This is a genomic window from Paenibacillus sp. OAE614 (assembly GCF_040546645.1).
GTDB classification, from domain to species: domain Bacteria; phylum Bacillota; class Bacilli; order Paenibacillales; family Paenibacillaceae; genus Paenibacillus_AQ; species Paenibacillus_AQ favisporus.
Genome location: NZ_JBEPOD010000001.1, coordinates 3,220,531 through 3,236,057 on the forward strand (window position 1 = coordinate 3,220,531; position 15,527 = coordinate 3,236,057).

The 15,527-nt window shown below is 52.3% G+C and carries 13 protein-coding genes; 7 read left to right on the plus strand and 6 right to left on the minus strand.

Annotated elements, in window-relative coordinates; translation table 11 throughout:
- Window positions 1-53 precede the first annotated feature (53 nt).
- Window positions 54-410, minus strand: coding sequence for a VOC family protein (locus tag ABIE48_RS14810; RefSeq protein WP_145019284.1), 357 nt, complete (start codon window positions 408-410; stop codon window positions 54-56).
- 192 nt (window positions 411-602) lie between these two features.
- On the opposite strand from ABIE48_RS14810, the gene ABIE48_RS14815 reads away from it, so the two are divergent.
- Window positions 603-992, plus strand: coding sequence for a MerR family transcriptional regulator (locus ABIE48_RS14815; protein ID WP_192714083.1), 390 nt, complete (start codon window positions 603-605; stop codon window positions 990-992).
- A gap of 204 nt (window positions 993-1,196) precedes the next feature.
- On the opposite strand, the gene ABIE48_RS14820 is transcribed toward ABIE48_RS14815, so the two are convergent.
- Window positions 1,197-1,787: a CGNR zinc finger domain-containing protein gene (locus ABIE48_RS14820; protein ID WP_192714082.1), complete on the minus strand. Its 591-nt coding sequence runs from the start codon at window positions 1,785-1,787 to the stop codon at window positions 1,197-1,199.
- A gap of 132 nt (window positions 1,788-1,919) precedes the next feature.
- Here ABIE48_RS14820 and ABIE48_RS14825 point away from each other — a divergent pair, with 132 nt between their 5' ends.
- A complete protein-coding gene (locus ABIE48_RS14825; protein WP_145019274.1) occupies window positions 1,920-2,333 on the plus strand; it encodes a nuclear transport factor 2 family protein in 414 nt (137 codons plus the stop codon).
- Between the two features lie 74 nt (window positions 2,334-2,407).
- Here the strand turns inward: ABIE48_RS14825 and ABIE48_RS14830 are convergent, their stop codons facing one another.
- The 4 genes from ABIE48_RS14830 to ABIE48_RS14845 form a co-directional block, all read right to left on the minus strand.
- The gene (locus tag ABIE48_RS14830) at window positions 2,408-2,785 is read right to left on the minus strand and encodes a hypothetical protein (protein WP_192714081.1); all 378 of its coding nucleotides are present in this window, start codon (window positions 2,783-2,785) and stop codon (window positions 2,408-2,410) included.
- Between the two features lie 206 nt (window positions 2,786-2,991).
- A complete protein-coding gene (gene cstA, locus ABIE48_RS14835) occupies window positions 2,992-4,785 on the minus strand; it encodes a carbon starvation protein CstA (protein ID WP_145019268.1) in 1,794 nt (597 codons plus the stop codon).
- A 260-nt stretch (window positions 4,786-5,045) separates the two neighbouring features.
- Window positions 5,046-5,786 carry a LytR/AlgR family response regulator transcription factor gene (locus ABIE48_RS14840; protein ID WP_192714080.1) on the minus strand — a complete coding sequence of 247 codons (741 nt, stop codon included), beginning with the start codon at window positions 5,784-5,786 and terminating at the stop codon, window positions 5,046-5,048.
- A complete protein-coding gene (locus tag ABIE48_RS14845) occupies window positions 5,779-7,551 on the minus strand; it encodes a sensor histidine kinase (RefSeq protein ID WP_145019263.1) in 1,773 nt (590 codons plus the stop codon). The genes ABIE48_RS14840 and ABIE48_RS14845 overlap by 8 nt, the downstream gene beginning before the upstream one ends.
- A gap of 1,043 nt (window positions 7,552-8,594) precedes the next feature.
- On the opposite strand from ABIE48_RS14845, the gene ABIE48_RS14850 reads away from it, so the two are divergent.
- From ABIE48_RS14850 to ABIE48_RS14870, 5 genes are all read left to right on the plus strand, one after another.
- A complete protein-coding gene (locus ABIE48_RS14850; protein WP_186325822.1) occupies window positions 8,595-10,382 on the plus strand; it encodes an ABC transporter substrate-binding protein in 1,788 nt (595 codons plus the stop codon).
- A 173-nt stretch (window positions 10,383-10,555) separates the two neighbouring features.
- Window positions 10,556-11,395, plus strand: coding sequence for a helix-turn-helix domain-containing protein (locus ABIE48_RS14855; RefSeq protein WP_192714079.1), 840 nt, complete (start codon window positions 10,556-10,558; stop codon window positions 11,393-11,395).
- A gap of 253 nt (window positions 11,396-11,648) precedes the next feature.
- Window positions 11,649-13,622: an ABC transporter substrate-binding protein gene (locus tag ABIE48_RS14860; protein WP_192714078.1), complete on the plus strand. Its 1,974-nt coding sequence runs from the start codon at window positions 11,649-11,651 to the stop codon at window positions 13,620-13,622.
- Between the two features lie 39 nt (window positions 13,623-13,661).
- Window positions 13,662-14,663: an ABC transporter permease gene (locus ABIE48_RS14865; protein WP_076165307.1), complete on the plus strand. Its 1,002-nt coding sequence runs from the start codon at window positions 13,662-13,664 to the stop codon at window positions 14,661-14,663.
- Window positions 14,664-14,666: 3 nt separating this feature from the next.
- A complete protein-coding gene (locus tag ABIE48_RS14870; protein WP_192714077.1) occupies window positions 14,667-15,521 on the plus strand; it encodes an ABC transporter permease in 855 nt (284 codons plus the stop codon).
- Window positions 15,522-15,527 lie beyond the last annotated feature (6 nt).

Sequence of the window (15,527 nt, forward strand, 5' to 3'; positions counted from 1 at the left end):
AACATTGGACCAAGCACGGAAAATGAGAAACCCGCACAATAGCGGGCGATTACCTACTCATGATGCTGAACATATTCAAAAATTTCGCCATCCGGATGCTGTACCGTAAAATTTGTGCCCGTTGGAACTCTTGTGAGATCCCGGATTATTTGGCAACCTGAACTCTTTAGGTGGTCATTAAACTCATGAATGCTGTCCACCTTGAATGTTGCCTTGGTCTTACGGAATGGCTCCAATGCCTGATTCGATCCAGCCAAAATCAAAATGTCGCCCACAGATGCTAATTCCAATCCCGCTGCTTCATACTTGAACCTAAAAGTTGAAACTTCATTCAACAAGTTCTCATAGAATTTAAGGGACGTCTCCATATCATTCACATACACTCGTGTGTACACTTGAAGTACCTTCATCCTGCACTTCTCCTCTCTTTCTGACACGATTCTGAAAGCGAAAGTATTTCATGTCATTTAATTTAATTTGATTCTATCAGTAAAAGGGCAGCACTCCAAATACATACATGTATACCACATTTCTATTGACGTTCCCCTTGACCTGGAGTCAGCTCCAGCGTTTACAATAAGGGGGAAAGGCGGTGATTTTCTATGTATAACATTCGGGAAGCTTCCACAATGACTGGACTTAGTCTGGACACACTACGTTATTATGAAAAAATGGGACTGATCCAACCAGCTTCGCGTGGAACGGGTGGTGTCAGGAGCTATAGCGATGCAAATGTCCACCAAATTTTATCGATCAAATGCTTAAAACAGAGCGGTTTGTCGCTGGAAGACATTAAGGATTTTATTGCCGACGGGCAGTGTTTCAGAAACAAGGAATCTCTGGACGATGAAGAGATGAAGTTAATCCAAAGCCGGAAGTCTATTCTAACGGCTCAATTGGACCGGTTGGAGGAGCAGCGGCAGGCGCTGGACCAAACGATCACGGAAGCACGAACCAAATTGGACTATTACGAAAAGCTTATGCAATCCTAACGAGGAAAAAATGATTATTGTAAGTTTAAACTCGTGGAGCCAGGACATCTTGAAAGTGCGCCTTGGTCATCCGCGCAATAAATGGTTAACATAATATATATTACGTAACCACTACCTTTATTGTGTCCCGGTAGAGATTTAATGTAATACAAAAAAAGCTTGTTTGGTTTGTATTGGTGTTTGTGTTGGTGGTGGTGTTAGTGATCACATATCTTGATTGTGGTCTTTTTTGGCCTGGTTTCGCGCCACTTTATTCCGGTTTCCGCAAATCTTCATGGAGCACCATTTCCGTCGTCCCGAACGGTCAACATAGAGCAGGACGCATTCGGGATTGGAACACCGATGAAGATACGCTAATTCACCGGCTTCCAGCAGCCGGAGCGCATCCAGGGCGACCAGGGACAGGATCGCATCGGTGTCAGACCCCAGCGGAACGGGAGCGAGTCTTCCGTCCAGGAAGTGATAGGACAATGGAGCGTTGGCAATGCACGCTTCCATGAGGCGGATCCATGAGAGGGTAACCTCTTGGCCGTCTGCCAGCCGCTCGTACATGTCTCTGACGACAATCCGAAATTCTTTAACTTTATTCAGCGCTTCTTTGGTGATTTCCGATGATGCATGCTTAAGTGAAGGCAGACTTTCCTTCATATTTAATGCTTCAAGCCAAGCGGTTAGATCTTCCTGACGGATCAGCAGATCATGGCGGATGCCTCTGCGAACCAGCTCGGTATTGACCAAATCCAGTGAAGGATGACCAGAGAGCAGTGGAAACGAGCCTGTATTATTTAACGTCATGAAATTTCCTCCAACTGACATTCTTTTTAACTAACCTAATAATAATGGATTGACAGGTTAATGGAAAGTACATATCATACTAACCATAACAACTGCATTTTTGTGGTTAGTTCATATCGTGAGGTGGAGTCCATGTCTAATATTATTAAACCCCCGTTTAACCATGAGTCAGCGCTTGCCAAAGTAAAAGCTGCCGAGAACGCCTGGAACACAAGAAATCCGGATCTGGTGGCGATGGCTTATTCTCCCGACTCGGAGTGGAGGAATCGCACCGAGTTTTTTAAGGGAAGGGAGGCCATCCGGGATTTTTTGAAACGAAAGTGGGCGAAAGAACTGGATTACCAGTTGATGAAGGAACTGTGGTGTTACACAGACAATCGCATTTCGGTGCGTTTCGAGTATGAATGGCGGGACGCTGACACGGGACAGTGGATGAGAACGCATGGGAATGAGCATTGGGAGTTTGATGAAGAAGGGCTGATGCGAAGACGGGATATGAGCGGCAACGATTATCCGATTCAGGAATCGGACCGCAGGTACAGATGATTCTCGTTACAAGCAGCAAGGGCGCCAACCGAGTCGATGGGCGCCCTTGCATAAGTATTCATATCATTTATAAGTTAACGATTCAGCTCAGTAATATGAAGTGAAATCGAGTTTTCGTCAGAGTTTTCCAGTGCTTTTCTGTTCAGCAGCAAGTCTTGCAGATAGGAAGATATTTTGGAGTCCAGTTCCGTGATAATGAGCGATTTCATGGTTTCAATGTCCTCATGTGCACAAAAGGTGTGGCTTGAAATCAGCCCGTTCGCATATGCCTTGATGTCGTCTTGGATCACACCGAGCTTTTCTTTATACACTCTCTTGACGCTGGCATCTTCTGATTTGATTTCGTAATAACGCCCGGTTTCCTTCAGGAGCTTCCATTCCTTGACGCAGACGACAAGCTGATCCTTATGCACAATGCCGGACACCTTAAATAAACGGATCGAGTTATTCATGTAGTTAATTACTTCCTTCTTCCTGTATGATCATGATTTCATGCAGCCTCAGAATGGCCGCTATACATATTATCACTCCTTGATATTGGAAGCAAATGCTAATTATTGGCTTGCCATGTCAGGGGATGATTCGAAAAAAGCCGCCAGGCCTTTAGTGGAAGACCTTGCGGCAGGTTGGTATGCAGATGAAAAATATTTTAGACGGATTATGGAATCAACGATCCCTGTTGTAACGTAGGCGAGCTTAACAGCTCCATCCATTTTTTGATGGCTGTGATTAAAATAATGACGCCCAAGATCAGCATAATGATCGAAAGCACACCATTGAGAACGTTATATCCCGAAGCTTGAGGGTTCAAGTACACATGACGTACCATCCAATAACCTGCGTAGTTCACCGTGACATATAGATACGCAAGCGGAATGATGCACGTCAGAGCGTAGATCGGCTTATCTGCGATTTTTAAAATGACGGTTGCTCCGATAATCAAGCCGATGGAAGCCATGAGCTGATTGGAGACGCCGAACAAGGCCCATACCGAACTGATATCACCGGAAAAGAGTAAGTATCCCCACATGAAGCAGGCGAGTGCACTCGCAAAAATATTGCCGGGCAGCCAATCGGTCCGCTTCAGCGGTTTATAGAGCTCCCCGAAAAAGTCCTGGATCAGATAACGGGAGACGCGGGTCCCCGAATCGATCGCGGTCAGAATGAACACCGCCTCAAACATGATGACGAACTGGAAGAAAAACGGTGCCAGATGGCTGAACCACGGAATTTTTGTGAAAATATACGACATGCCGACCGCAAGCGTAACCGCTCCGCCCGTTCGGCCTTCCAGATCCATTCCGATTTCCTTGCTGAGCTGCGGAAGGTTTTCCACATGCATCCCAAGCGTCTGGAACACGGCCGGGGCGGAATTGATGGCGAAATAATCGGCGGGATGCAGTGCTGTTGCGGCGATCAGCGCCATGATGCCGACCACGCACTCGACGAGCATCGCTCCGAACCCGATGACCTTGATGTCGGTCCATTGATTGATCATTTTCGGCGTCGTTCCGGAGCCGACGAACGCATGAAAACCGGAAATGGCTCCGCAGGCGATCGTAATCGAAATAAAAGGCCAGACAGGACCAGCGATGACTGGACCTCCGCCGCCAGCGAATTCGGTAAAAGCCGGGAAGCGGATCACCGGGTTAATGACAAACACGCCGGCAATAAGGGCAACGAACACGCCGATTTTCATAAAGCTGCTCAGATAGTCCCGGGGAGCGAGCAGAAGCCATACCGGCAGCGCCGCTGCAAAGAAAGCATAAATCGGCAGAATCACAGCCAGCGTCTTGGCATCCAGCGTCAGCCATTGGGCGATGGCCGTTTCCTGAATATAAGGACCGGCAAATACGCCGATCATAAGCAGAATAAATCCTGCAGTGGTCGCGGTCTTCAGCTTGCCGGTTTTTTTGTAGTACAGGCCGACGCCCATGGCGATCGGAATCGTAATGCCGACGGCGAAGGTACCCCAAGGATTGTTTTCGAGCGCATGGAGCACGACCATGGACAAGCCCGCCATCGTAATAATGATGATGAATAGCATGGCCAGACCTGTGCAAAAGCCGGCGACCGGTCCAAGCTCTTCCTTGGCAACTTCGGACAGCGACTTGCCTTGCTTACGCATGGACGCGTACAGCACTACCGCGTCATGAACCGCACCGCCGATAACGGCTCCGATCAGCAGCCACAAGAGGCCTGGCAAGTAACCAAACTGGGCGGCCAGGATCGGCCCGACCAGCGGCCCCGCGGCGGCAATCGCGGCGAAGTGATGGCCGAAGGTGACCCATTTGTTCGTGGGTACGTAGTCCTTGCCATCCTCAAGGGCATGGGCCGGCGTAGGCGTGCTGTTGCTGAGCTTCAGCACCTTGGCGGCCATGAACGTCCCATACAGGCGGTAAGCGATCATGAGAATACAGATGGATGCTATGACGATTGTAACCGCATTCATTTTTGGAGTTCCTCCTTTATTCACACCCCGCTAGTAACGGGTGAAGAGATTTTATCCGTACTATACCTGATGAAAACCGATTCAAGGTGTTTTCAGGCCGAAAAGTCGGGAGGAATGGATGAACGGCCAAAAGAAGGCGGTGAATGGCAGGCAGATGTATTCCGGGTGACCCCCAAAAGATAAGTCAGACATCAAAGGGACTGCCGGCCATCTGCCGCCTGTAAAGGTATGATCTCAGAATGACGGTAGATTGTTGATCCTCAGCTCAATCCGAGCAGCTGCTTCAGTTCCTTGGTGAAGGATCGGCTGACGGGAACCTTGGATTCGTCTTTCATGACGAGGATACAGGCGGAGTTGAACCACGGCTGAATTTCGGTGACCGCGTTCAAGTTCGCCAGGTACGACCGGTGCACCCGGACGACGGAAGTTCCGGCCAGCCGGCGCTCCAGATGGACCAGCGGCTCATTCAGCTTGTACCGGTCGCCTGTTGTGACCAGCTCGCTCTTGCCGTCCTCGGATCCCACGTAGACGATGTTGTCGATATCAATTAGCAGAATCCGCTCTTCCGCGCTGACCGCCAGCTTGCCTGTACGATCGGGTCCCAGCGGGGGAGAAGGGGCAGCCCTTTTCTCGCGGGCGGAGCGGAGCTTCATGACTTTGTCGACGGTTTTCCGCACCCGCTCTTCCTCGAACGGCTTCAAAATATAGTCCAAGGCGTTGACTTCAAACGCCTGCAGCGCATACTCATCATAAGCCGTGGCAAAGACGATATCCGGAACCTGCTCCAGAACTGAGAGCTGCTTGGCCAGCTCCATGCCGTTATCCTCCGCCAGCTGGATGTCAAGAAACACGACGTCCGGTGCCATCTCCGCAATCGATTGCAGCGCCGTCTCCAGCGAATCGGCCTCTCCGACAATATGAACCTGTCTGGTACGCCCGAGCAGATAAGCCAGTTCGTCCCGGGCGAGCGGCTCATCGTCGACAATGAATCCTTTAAGCATGCATTTCCCTCCTATGTGCAAGATGCAAAGGCAGCGTAATCACGACTCGGGTTCCGGGGGTATGGGCATCGCTTTCAATTTGGAACGAGCCCTCGCTGCCGTAGATCTCCGCGATCCGCTTACGGATATTATGCAGCGCCGTGCCGGTACCGTCTTCCGAATGAACGGCCTGCTCACCAAGCCGGTCCAGCAGCTCCGGCGAGATTCCTTTGCCGTTATCTGCCGTGACAATCATGACTTCATGACCTTTCTGGCTCGCGGCAATACATACGCTCCCTTTATGGTGGGGACCGAGTCCATGGAAGGCATGGCGCACGGCATTTTCGACCAAGGGCTGCAGCGTAAACGGCGGAATCTCCAAATCCGCCAGCTCCGGCTCGATATCGAATGTCATCTCGAATTTATCAGGGAAGCGCGCCTTCTCTAACGTCAGGTAGGCTTCCACATGCCTCAGCTCCTGGCTGAGCGGGATCAGGATCTGCCGTGCACCTTGAAGGTTGCTGCGGAAAAAGACTCCGAGCTGAATGAGCAGCTCCCGTGCTTTGTCCGGATCGGTCCGGCACAGCGCTGAAATTGTATTGATCGCATTAAACAGAAAATGGGGATGCACCTGCGCCTGGAGCGCTTTGACTTCGGCATCCTTCAGCAGCCTGCTCTGCATCTCCGCCTCGGCCAGCTCGAGCTGCGTGGAGAACAAGCGGCCAAGGCCTTCCGCCATTTCCCGCTGAACACGGTCCAGCCGATCCGGGTTCGTATAATAAAGCTTCAGCGTCCCGACGGTGCCGCTCCGCACCTGCAGCGGAAGCACGATCGCAGCCTGCAGGCTGCAGCCATCATGGAAGCATTGAATGTCTTCCTTCGATGTCGCAACAGACATTCGTCCCTGTTCCAGTACGGACCGGGTAAGCTGGGTCGCCAGGCTGTGGAGCGGGACATGATGGTCCGAGCCGGCACCTACATGCGTGAGCACCTGCTCCCGATCCGTGATCGAGATCGCATCCGCATCAGTGGCCTCCAGAATGACGCTTGCCGCTTCCCGGCACGATGCCGGGTTCAGGCCCTGACGAAAAAAGGGCAGCGTACGGTCGGCAATATGAAGCACCTGGTTGGTCTGCAGGGCGCGAGTCCGCTCCTCCTCCTGCAGGATAGACTGAATGATCAGCATAAACATCAGGGTGCCAAATCCGTTCATGACGATCATCGGCAGGGCGATGACCGAAACCAATTGAACTGCGGCGTCGAAAGGGCGGGCTATCAGCAAAATAATCCCCATCTGTACGCATTCCATCAGGATTCCGATGGCAACCGCACGCCATGGCGCGCCGGGATCGGACCTCCGGAACCTCCTGCCGATCCAGCCGGTGACTACACCTGCCAGTATGGTAGATATAGAGCATGCCGCAGCGGTATATCCGCCAAGCGTGAGCCGATGGAAACCGGCGATCAGCCCGGCCCCAAGTCCGACCAGCGGTCCTCCAAGCAAACCGCCGATGGCCACGCCCATAATCCGCGTATTGGCCAGTGCGCTGTCAACCTGCACGCCGGCCTGCCAGATTTCGGAGCCGATGGCACCTCCATGAATTTCTACACCAGTATAGTTACTGATCATACCGAATACGCCGAAAATGACGATCAGCAGCAGCTTCGCGGGAAGCCGATCCTCATGATGCAGCGTCTGGCGGAACGACGGCATTCTGGACAGCAGAAAGGCGACGATAATCAGGATGCCGACTCTTTCCAGCATAAGAGGCAATAAATAGAACATGTCAGCATCATCCTCCGCAATCGTTCGTTGTTCATTGATGTACCCGCGGAGCTAGTATAATCGGAAATTGCAGCGTTTTCAATCGGTGCTGTTTCGACAGATTGCCTCAATCATTTAACGGCATGAACGACATAGAGGGACATAAGCGGATGTCGAACCTATGAACATTTTGCGATTACCCAAGAAATAATTTGATCGTTCGGAGCGCGGATTTCCCGCTTGGGCAGAGCTTCATTGGGTACGGCTTCATCATCTCATTTGCACCGCTTAAGCGAAGAAGAACTGAAGCCTAGGCGGCATATGGAGCAGTCAGGGCAACCAGCAAGCGCAACATCTCACCGAACTTAACCGTCTGACCTAAATGGGGCTAGCTTAAGTTGAAGCTTACCGGAATTTCCCCTAAAGTCGTCCAAGACATTTGTACACTAGGGGCGTTTGTTATTGTGTGTGAACCAGCGGCGTCATGAATCCAGCCTGCTTCAGCTGCAGAGAGAACGAATCCCAATACAATAGCGCGAGAACTCCAAGTGATATTTGGCATACAAGATGATGTTTGTAACCATCATTCCGGAAGCGCCATTGGCTGTGTAGATCACCAAGATGCTCAACGTCCACAGCAGCAGGCCCACGGCCTGGCTCGGCCCAGCGTTCGAAGGTCATCAGCAGAAACCCGGTTGTATAGATGATCCACGGTCGGCGATTGACCGGTTTCCAGGGAAATGAACGGTATGGGGGAGAACATCAACTCCGCGCACATAGACATCACGAGCGAAGATTATGTAAGATCATACATAGAAGGGCAGCGCCAGTTCATACATTTCCCCCGGAGCCGGGATGGCGACGGATACAAGAAAGCATCAAGTAAGAAGTGTTCCGTAAGATAGTAGGCGCCCGGACCTTGCCGGGGCTCTGCCGAAAACATGTTTCAATACCTCCTCTTTACGTTTCATACAAGTCAAATTATAATTTTGAAAAAGGCGAAGGGAAAGGCGAAAGCTGCGAACTTATTTTTCACCTTTTCATGGCAAAGGAGGGGAATTCATATGGACGTTGTCCATTACTACAATAAACTGAATCAACACTTTGCTTCCGAGCCCCGAGGCTCTTCGATCCAGGTGACGATGCAGGAGCTGGAGGACATATGGGAATGCACTCGGCGAAATGCACAGCTGCTCGTGCAGAAAATGAAGGAGCAGGGGCTAATTGATTGGCAGAGCGGTTTGGGCCGGGGCAATACGTCGCGGCTCGTCCTGGTTGCCGATGCACAGGAGCTGCTACTGGACAGAGCCAAAGAACTGGCTTTAAAAGGACATGTCGGCGAGGCGTTCGGGCTGCTGCATGCGCATACAGACCCCTTGGCCGAATCCCAATTTTCCGATTGGCTGGCCGGGCAGTTTGGTGCGCAGAAGGCTTCCGACCATAAGGACATTCTCCGTTTCCCGTTTTACCGGCCGGTGCTCGATCTCGAGCCGCTGTTCGTCATTCGCCGCACGGAGACCCACCTGATTCGACAGATTTTGAACACGCTGGTGGAGTTCGACACGACCGGTCATGTGATCAAACCGGGGCTCGCTCATTACTGGGAATCGGATCGCGAGTACACCGAATGGACCTTTTATTTGCGTAAAGGAGTTCTGTTTCATCACGGGAAGGTGATGACGGCCGAAGACGTTCAATTTACGTTCCAGCGCTTTGGGCAGCTGAATCCGCCGGACTGGTTCATGGCGAATGTGGCAAGGGTTGAGGTCCTTAGCGATATCAGCGTACGTTTTCACCTAAGCGAACCTAACGCCCTGTTTCTGCATCTGCTGGCTTCGGAACGCTTCTCCATCGTACCTAAGGATCTGGACCGCATTGCGGCGACCCGGGATATACGGCGGATGCCGGTAGGTACAGGCCCATTTGTCATGAAGGAGAACAGCGATAACGGCATGATCCTCGAAGCGAACGAGCGGTATTTCCAAGGCCGGCCGATGATGGACCGCATCGAGATTTGGGTTTGGCCGAACTATTTGGAGCATCTGAAGCCCGACAGACTTCAGGAACGTGACACGCAGGTGCTCTATTTTGAACCGACAGGTAAGAAGAAAACGGGCACTTTGCTGACCCGGCTCGAAGAGGGTAGTACTTATCTGACTTTTAATCTGTCGAGGGACGGAATACTTCATGACATGAAGCTTCGGGAGGCAATCCATTTAGCTATTAACCGCGAACAGATGGTCAAGGAGCTGGGAGGAAAGAGAGAACAGCCCTCCTCGGGCTTTAATCCGTATGACCATGACGAGGCGTACGGGCGGGGCGGAGAGTTGATGCACGCGAGAGCCTGCCTGGCCGAATCCGCCTACCGCGGAGAAACGCTGACCCTGTACACTTACGAAATGACCAGTAACGAGCTGGATACCGAATGGATCCGCCGTGCCTGTGAAGACATCGGGGTGAAGGTGGAAGTCCATGTGATGCCGATCCGTGATCTTACGAACCCTTTCGTCTTGAAACAAGCCGATATGATTTATGCCGGAGAGGTACTCGGAAACGAGCCGTCCGTGTCTTTGATCGAAATGTACCGCTGCCATCACGGATATATCCGCAACCATTTGGACGAAGCCGCGAGGGACGGGGTGGACCGGGCGCTGTCCGAGGTCTTGGCGGATCCGGATTACACGGTAAGAAGGATTTTGCTGAGGCGGATTGAAGATCAGTTAAAGAGAGACTATCATCTGTTGTTTATGTACCACAGCATCCACATCGTCGGACATGATCAATCCCTAGGAGGAATTACCCTGGATACCTGGGGTAAAATCAACTACAAGGATGTGTGGGTCAAGCGCTGAGATTGCAGGAGCATGCAAGGAGGGACGGACGTCAATGCATGAAGAGACCCCTTTTTCAAGGCTGGCAGGGGACATTCGTCCCCATACTTCCGTCTGACATACAGTCTATAGGGGATATGTTATCGTAATGCTACCGTCTCTACAATTACAGTTGAAAAGGACAGGGATCGCTGATGGATATCGGATTTATGGACAGCATCGTGTATTTTCATACGAATCCGAGCGACAAGGATCACAAGGAGGGATTATTTCTATCCCACTCCCACCCATCCGCCGAAATTACCCTCCTCGTAAGGGGAGAGGGTTATTATGCCGCAGGAGAACAGAACGTAGAAGTACTTCCGGGGGATCTGCTGTTCATTCCGCCGGATCTGAAGCACAGCTACGTCTGTGTCAAGGCCTGGGAAGGCTATTCGCTGCACATCTATGATCAGAACCTTCCCCCTTACTGCCAGTACTTGTTGTCGCATGCGTTTTCGCAGCGTCCGGGTCCGATCCTGAAGGCGTCTTTGACCCCTGGCGCCGCAGAGCGCGCGTTAGCCGCCATGCACCAGATCGAGGAAGAATGCAGGCGGGAAGAGAAGACCGAATATTCCTACGATCTGCTGCGCAATGCTCTGGAGACACTGCTGCTTGCTTATCATACGGGAACTTGCGACAAAGCGGCTGAAGCCCCCTCGGAGCATCCTGAAGAGCAAATGATTCAGGAAGCGCTGAAGGAAATTCACCAGAATTACCATACATCGCTGAAGGTGTCGGATCTGGCGGCGAACCACTATTTGTCGGAAAGCATTTTCCGCAAAAAATTTACCGACCGCATCGGCATGTCACCTAAACAGTACATTATTTCCTTGCGGATTGACGAAGCTAAGCGGCTGCTGCACACCTCACGCAAGCCCGTTGAATTTATCGCCTCTGAAGTCGGCTTCAGCTCGTCCAGCCGTTTTCATGACTTGTTCGTCAAGCATGTGGGCATGACCCCGATGGAATGGAGGCGCAGCGGGGAAAGTTAATGCTGTGAATAACTCGGAAGGTCCTTGTCCAAAGGGCCTTTTTGCTGTTAACAGGGGCTGTGCCAGCCGTTTGCGGACATCTGGTAGAGAATGAATATAAAAGTTTTCGACCGTCGAAAACGAAACGATTCTATACATTTTCAGGAGAGTTTGTAAGCGTTTTTATGAACTTGATTTTAGAATCGTTCGCTATAATAGGGAATACTCCGGGAGCCAATCTTCCGGAGAAGATAACCTAGACGGGGGGAACTGCATGAACCTCTTGAGCGGACGCAAAAGAATATCAGGCCTTTGTTTAAGCATTGTGCTCGGAGCCAGTATGATCGTCTCAGGCTGCGGCACCTCAGCTCCCGGCCTGGTGGACCGGCTCAGCGCCGGCGAAGTGAAAGATATGCAGCAGCCGGTTCCGGATGCGCAGATCAAGTACAACAAGGACAAGATTTGGCACGTCTTGGGCGGATGGCCCAAGCCCCCGCTGTACCAAGGCAACCCGTTCGGCTCCGGAGGAACCGGGGATACGAACAACCGCTACATGTTTGAGGGCCTCTTCTTCTTTATCCGGTCAATGAACAACGTGTACAACCGGCTGGCGGAATCCTCCGAGGATACCGAGCAGACGACGACCGTACATCTGCATCAGAACGTAAAGTGGCATGACGGAGCCCCTTTTACCAGTAAAGATGTATGGGCGTACTACCGGCTGAACAACGGGGCAGAAGTGACGAAGTATTTGACTTCGATCGAAACCCCCGATGACTACACCATTGTTTTTCACTGGATGAACCCTGCGCCGTATCCCGAACTCAGAAAGCTGCTCCTCGCCCAGGATCTCCAGGGCCAAATTCCTTACCACATCTACAAGAAATACGTGGATAAGGCCGACGCTTTGCTGAAAGAAGCGAAACCGCTTACAGACAAATCCAAGGACGGACCGTTCAACTTGGATATTACGGACGAGCTCAGCAAAAAAATTGCCCTGAACTGGAATGAATTCACCCGTGCGGGCCCGAAAATTCCGGTCGGCACCGGACCGTATAAGTTTGAAAAAGTGACGACGACCGATATGCTGTTGGATAAGTTCGAAGATTACTGGAGACCCGATGCGGTCCATTTTGACAAGATCTGGATCAAAAACGTTCCGGAGCTCTCGGCCCAATACGCTCTCGTCAAAGCCGGCAAGCTCGACTGGTACGACGGCACCCCGCCGAAGGACATCCTGGAATCGCTGCTGAAGCAGAACAAGGATCTGGTTCACTACCGGATGTATGATCCGGCGAGCGTGGGGCTGATGTACAACATCCGCAACAAGCCGTTCGACAACCTCAAATTCCGGCAGGCGCTGACCTATGTGCTGGATAAGAAAAAGCTGCGTGAAATCGGCAACTTTTACGGCCAGGAATACCCGAAAATATCGATGACGGGCATCATGCCTTCGTCACTCGAAAAAGAAGTCGACAAAACCGTGCTTGATCAGATGACCGATTATACGACGAATCTGGATAAGGCGGCCGAGCTGCTGAAGGAGATCGGCTGGACCAAAGGATCCGACGGCTTATGGCGCGATCCTGACGGTAAGGTGCCTTCCTTCATCATCGGAGCGCCGAACAACTGGGCACCAGGCGTGAACTCGGCGCAGATCGCCGCGGAGCAGTTCACCAAATTCGGCATTCCGACGAAGCTGAAGGCTGTGGACAGCACCATCTACTTCTCCAACGCCGACAAGGGACAATACGATATGTCCATGGACTGGGTTGACGTGTCCTGGGGCTTCCAGAATCCGTGGAGCTCGATGCGGGTGCTGTTCTGGCAGGGAACGAAAACGAAGGTCGGCTTCCCGAACGTCAAGAAGAAGGACGCTGACGGCAACGAAGTCGATACCGGCAAACTCGATCTGAAGCTGAAGGGCATTGACGGGAAAGTGTACGATATCGACAAGGAGATGAAACGGTTCCCTTATGTTCAGGACGAACAGGAGCGCCGCAAAATCATCGACAACCTGGCCTGGATCGCCAACGAAAACTGCTGGGGCGTGAACTTCTTCCAGAACGCCACAGGCGCCTGGCTGAATACCAAAACGATGTCCGGGAACTTCCCGATGATGGACCAAATCGTTCAATACAACCGGGATATGCCGCTTGCTACCGATCCGGATGAGCAGCTGGCCATCACCCACCTGAACCACGGCTTCAACTCAACGTACATGCCGGAAGAGTATTGGCCGAGATAACGGCCGCACAAGCCGGATAAACACTTGGAGGTGACAGGAATGAGCCTGAAAGGGGTCTTAAAAAGAATCGGTGTTTCCCTGATCACGGTCTTCCTCGCGATGCTGCTTACGTTTTTCCTGCTGCGGATGACGCCCGGCAGTGCGATCGATACGTGGGCGAGGGACTTTGCCACCCAGCGCGGGATGAGTCTTGAGGAAGCGTACCGCCAGATTACGGCCATGATCAATTATAATCCGAAGGAGCCGATCTTCACCCAGCTGGGGCGGTACCTGGGAGGACTGCTGCACGGCAATCTGGGCATGTCCATGATCTATCAGAACGTTTCGGTAAACGAAATTATCGCCAACGCGCTGCCTTGGACGCTGTTTGTGCTCAGCGTGTCGCTCGTTATCAGCTTCTTGATCGGCATTAACCTGGGCGCCATGATGGCGTTCAAGCGCAAGACGGTCCTGGATCCGATCATCTCGATCTATGCAATCCTGACGTCCTCGGTGCCTAACTTTATCGTCGGCATCCTGCTGCTTGTTATTTTCGCCTTTCAATTCGGCTGGTTCCCGGTCAACGGGGCGTATGACCCGATCGTGGAGCCCGGCTTCAACCTTCCGTTCATCCTAAACGTGCTGTATCACGGCGCGCTGCCGATTCTGACTTACGTCATTACGACGATCGGCACCTGGGCGCTGACGATGAAGGGGAGCGCGGTCAACGTGCTGGGTGAGGATTATATCGTCGCCGCCAGCATCCGCGGGGTCTCCGAACGGACGCTGATGAGCCGTTACGTCAAGCGCAACGCCATGCTGCCGCTGATTACGACGCTGGCCGTCAATTTCGGCTTTATGCTCGGCGGATCGCCGCTGATCGAAAATGTGTTCAGTTATCCCGGTATGGGCTATTACATCGGGCAGGCAACACAGCAGCGCGACTATACTTTGATGCAGGGCTTGCTGCTCGTGACCAGCATCGCGGTCATTCTGGCCAACCTGGCCTCGGACCTCATTTACGCCAAGCTGGATCCCCGAGTCAAGCTGGAGGAGGGCTGACGGATGAGTCAAGGATTTATCGATTTCTGGCAGACGATGTACCGCAACAAGAAAGCGTTCTCAGGCATGATTATCCTGGCGATCTTCATCTTTATGGCCATCTTCGGACCCATGATGGCGTCGCTGGACATGACCGTCAACTTCGACGGCCGATATAAGAGCCCGTCGTTCGCTCACTGGCTGGGCACCGACTACGGCGGAAGGGATACGTTCCTGCAGCTGGTGTACGGCTCTCGGGACGTACTGTCGATCGGGCTGTTCGCCGCCTTGTTTACGCTGGTACTGGGATTCGTGATCGGAGCGGTATCCGGCTTTGTCGGAGGCAAAACCGACACAGTGCTGATGTTCATCACCAACCTGTTTCTGACCGTTCCGAGCTTTCCCGTGCTGATGATCGTAGCTGCGCTTGTGCAGATCAAAAATCCGATCATGTTCTCCTTTATTCTGGCGGCATGGTCCTGGGCGCCGCTCGCCAGGGCGATTCGGTCGCAGCTGCTGTCGCTGAAAAACCGAGATTTTATTGTCGCCTGCCGGATTATGGGGCTTAAAACGCCCTATATCTTGTTCCGGGAAATTCTTCCGAACCTGACACCGTATCTGGCGATCAACTTTATCATGGCGGCCCAGGGGGCCATCGTTGCCAGCGTCGGTCTGATGATGCTCGGTCTTGCTCCATATTCCCCGACCAACTGGGGGATGATGATCCAGCTGGCCGTACAGAACACCGGCGGCATCTTCAACCCCAAAGGCTATATCTACCTGATCTCGCCGATCATGTGCCTGGGGCTGTTCCAAATGGCCTGCATCTTTTTCAGCAACGGGCTGGAAGAGGCGCTGAATCCGAGACTGAGATCGTAATGGCCG

Bases quoted from the DNA above. Each gene is read 5' to 3' on its own strand.
- ABIE48_RS14820 (WP_192714082.1), bottom strand. From the start codon at position 1,787: ATGACGTTAAATAATACAGGCTCGTTTCCACTGCTCTCTGGTCATCCT.
- ABIE48_RS14855 (WP_192714079.1), top strand. From the start codon at position 10,556: ATGGATATCGGATTTATGGACAGCATCGTGTATTTTCATACGAATCCG.
- ABIE48_RS14865 (WP_076165307.1), top strand. From the start codon at position 13,662: ATGAGCCTGAAAGGGGTCTTAAAAAGAATCGGTGTTTCCCTGATCACG.
- ABIE48_RS14825 (WP_145019274.1), top strand. From the start codon at position 1,920: ATGTCTAATATTATTAAACCCCCGTTTAACCATGAGTCAGCGCTTGCC.
- ABIE48_RS14850 (WP_186325822.1), top strand. From the start codon at position 8,595: ATGGACGTTGTCCATTACTACAATAAACTGAATCAACACTTTGCTTCC.
- ABIE48_RS14840 (WP_192714080.1), bottom strand. From the start codon at position 5,786: ATGCTTAAAGGATTCATTGTCGACGATGAGCCGCTCGCCCGGGACGAA.
- cstA (WP_145019268.1), bottom strand. From the start codon at position 4,785: ATGAATGCGGTTACAATCGTCATAGCATCCATCTGTATTCTCATGATC.
- ABIE48_RS14845 (WP_145019263.1), bottom strand. From the start codon at position 7,551: ATGTTCTATTTATTGCCTCTTATGCTGGAAAGAGTCGGCATCCTGATT.
- ABIE48_RS14860 (WP_192714078.1), top strand. From the start codon at position 11,649: ATGAACCTCTTGAGCGGACGCAAAAGAATATCAGGCCTTTGTTTAAGC.
- ABIE48_RS14830 (WP_192714081.1), bottom strand. From the start codon at position 2,785: ATGAATAACTCGATCCGTTTATTTAAGGTGTCCGGCATTGTGCATAAG.
- ABIE48_RS14810 (WP_145019284.1), bottom strand. From the start codon at position 410: ATGAAGGTACTTCAAGTGTACACACGAGTGTATGTGAATGATATGGAG.
- ABIE48_RS14870 (WP_192714077.1), top strand. From the start codon at position 14,667: ATGAGTCAAGGATTTATCGATTTCTGGCAGACGATGTACCGCAACAAG.
- ABIE48_RS14815 (WP_192714083.1), top strand. From the start codon at position 603: ATGTATAACATTCGGGAAGCTTCCACAATGACTGGACTTAGTCTGGAC.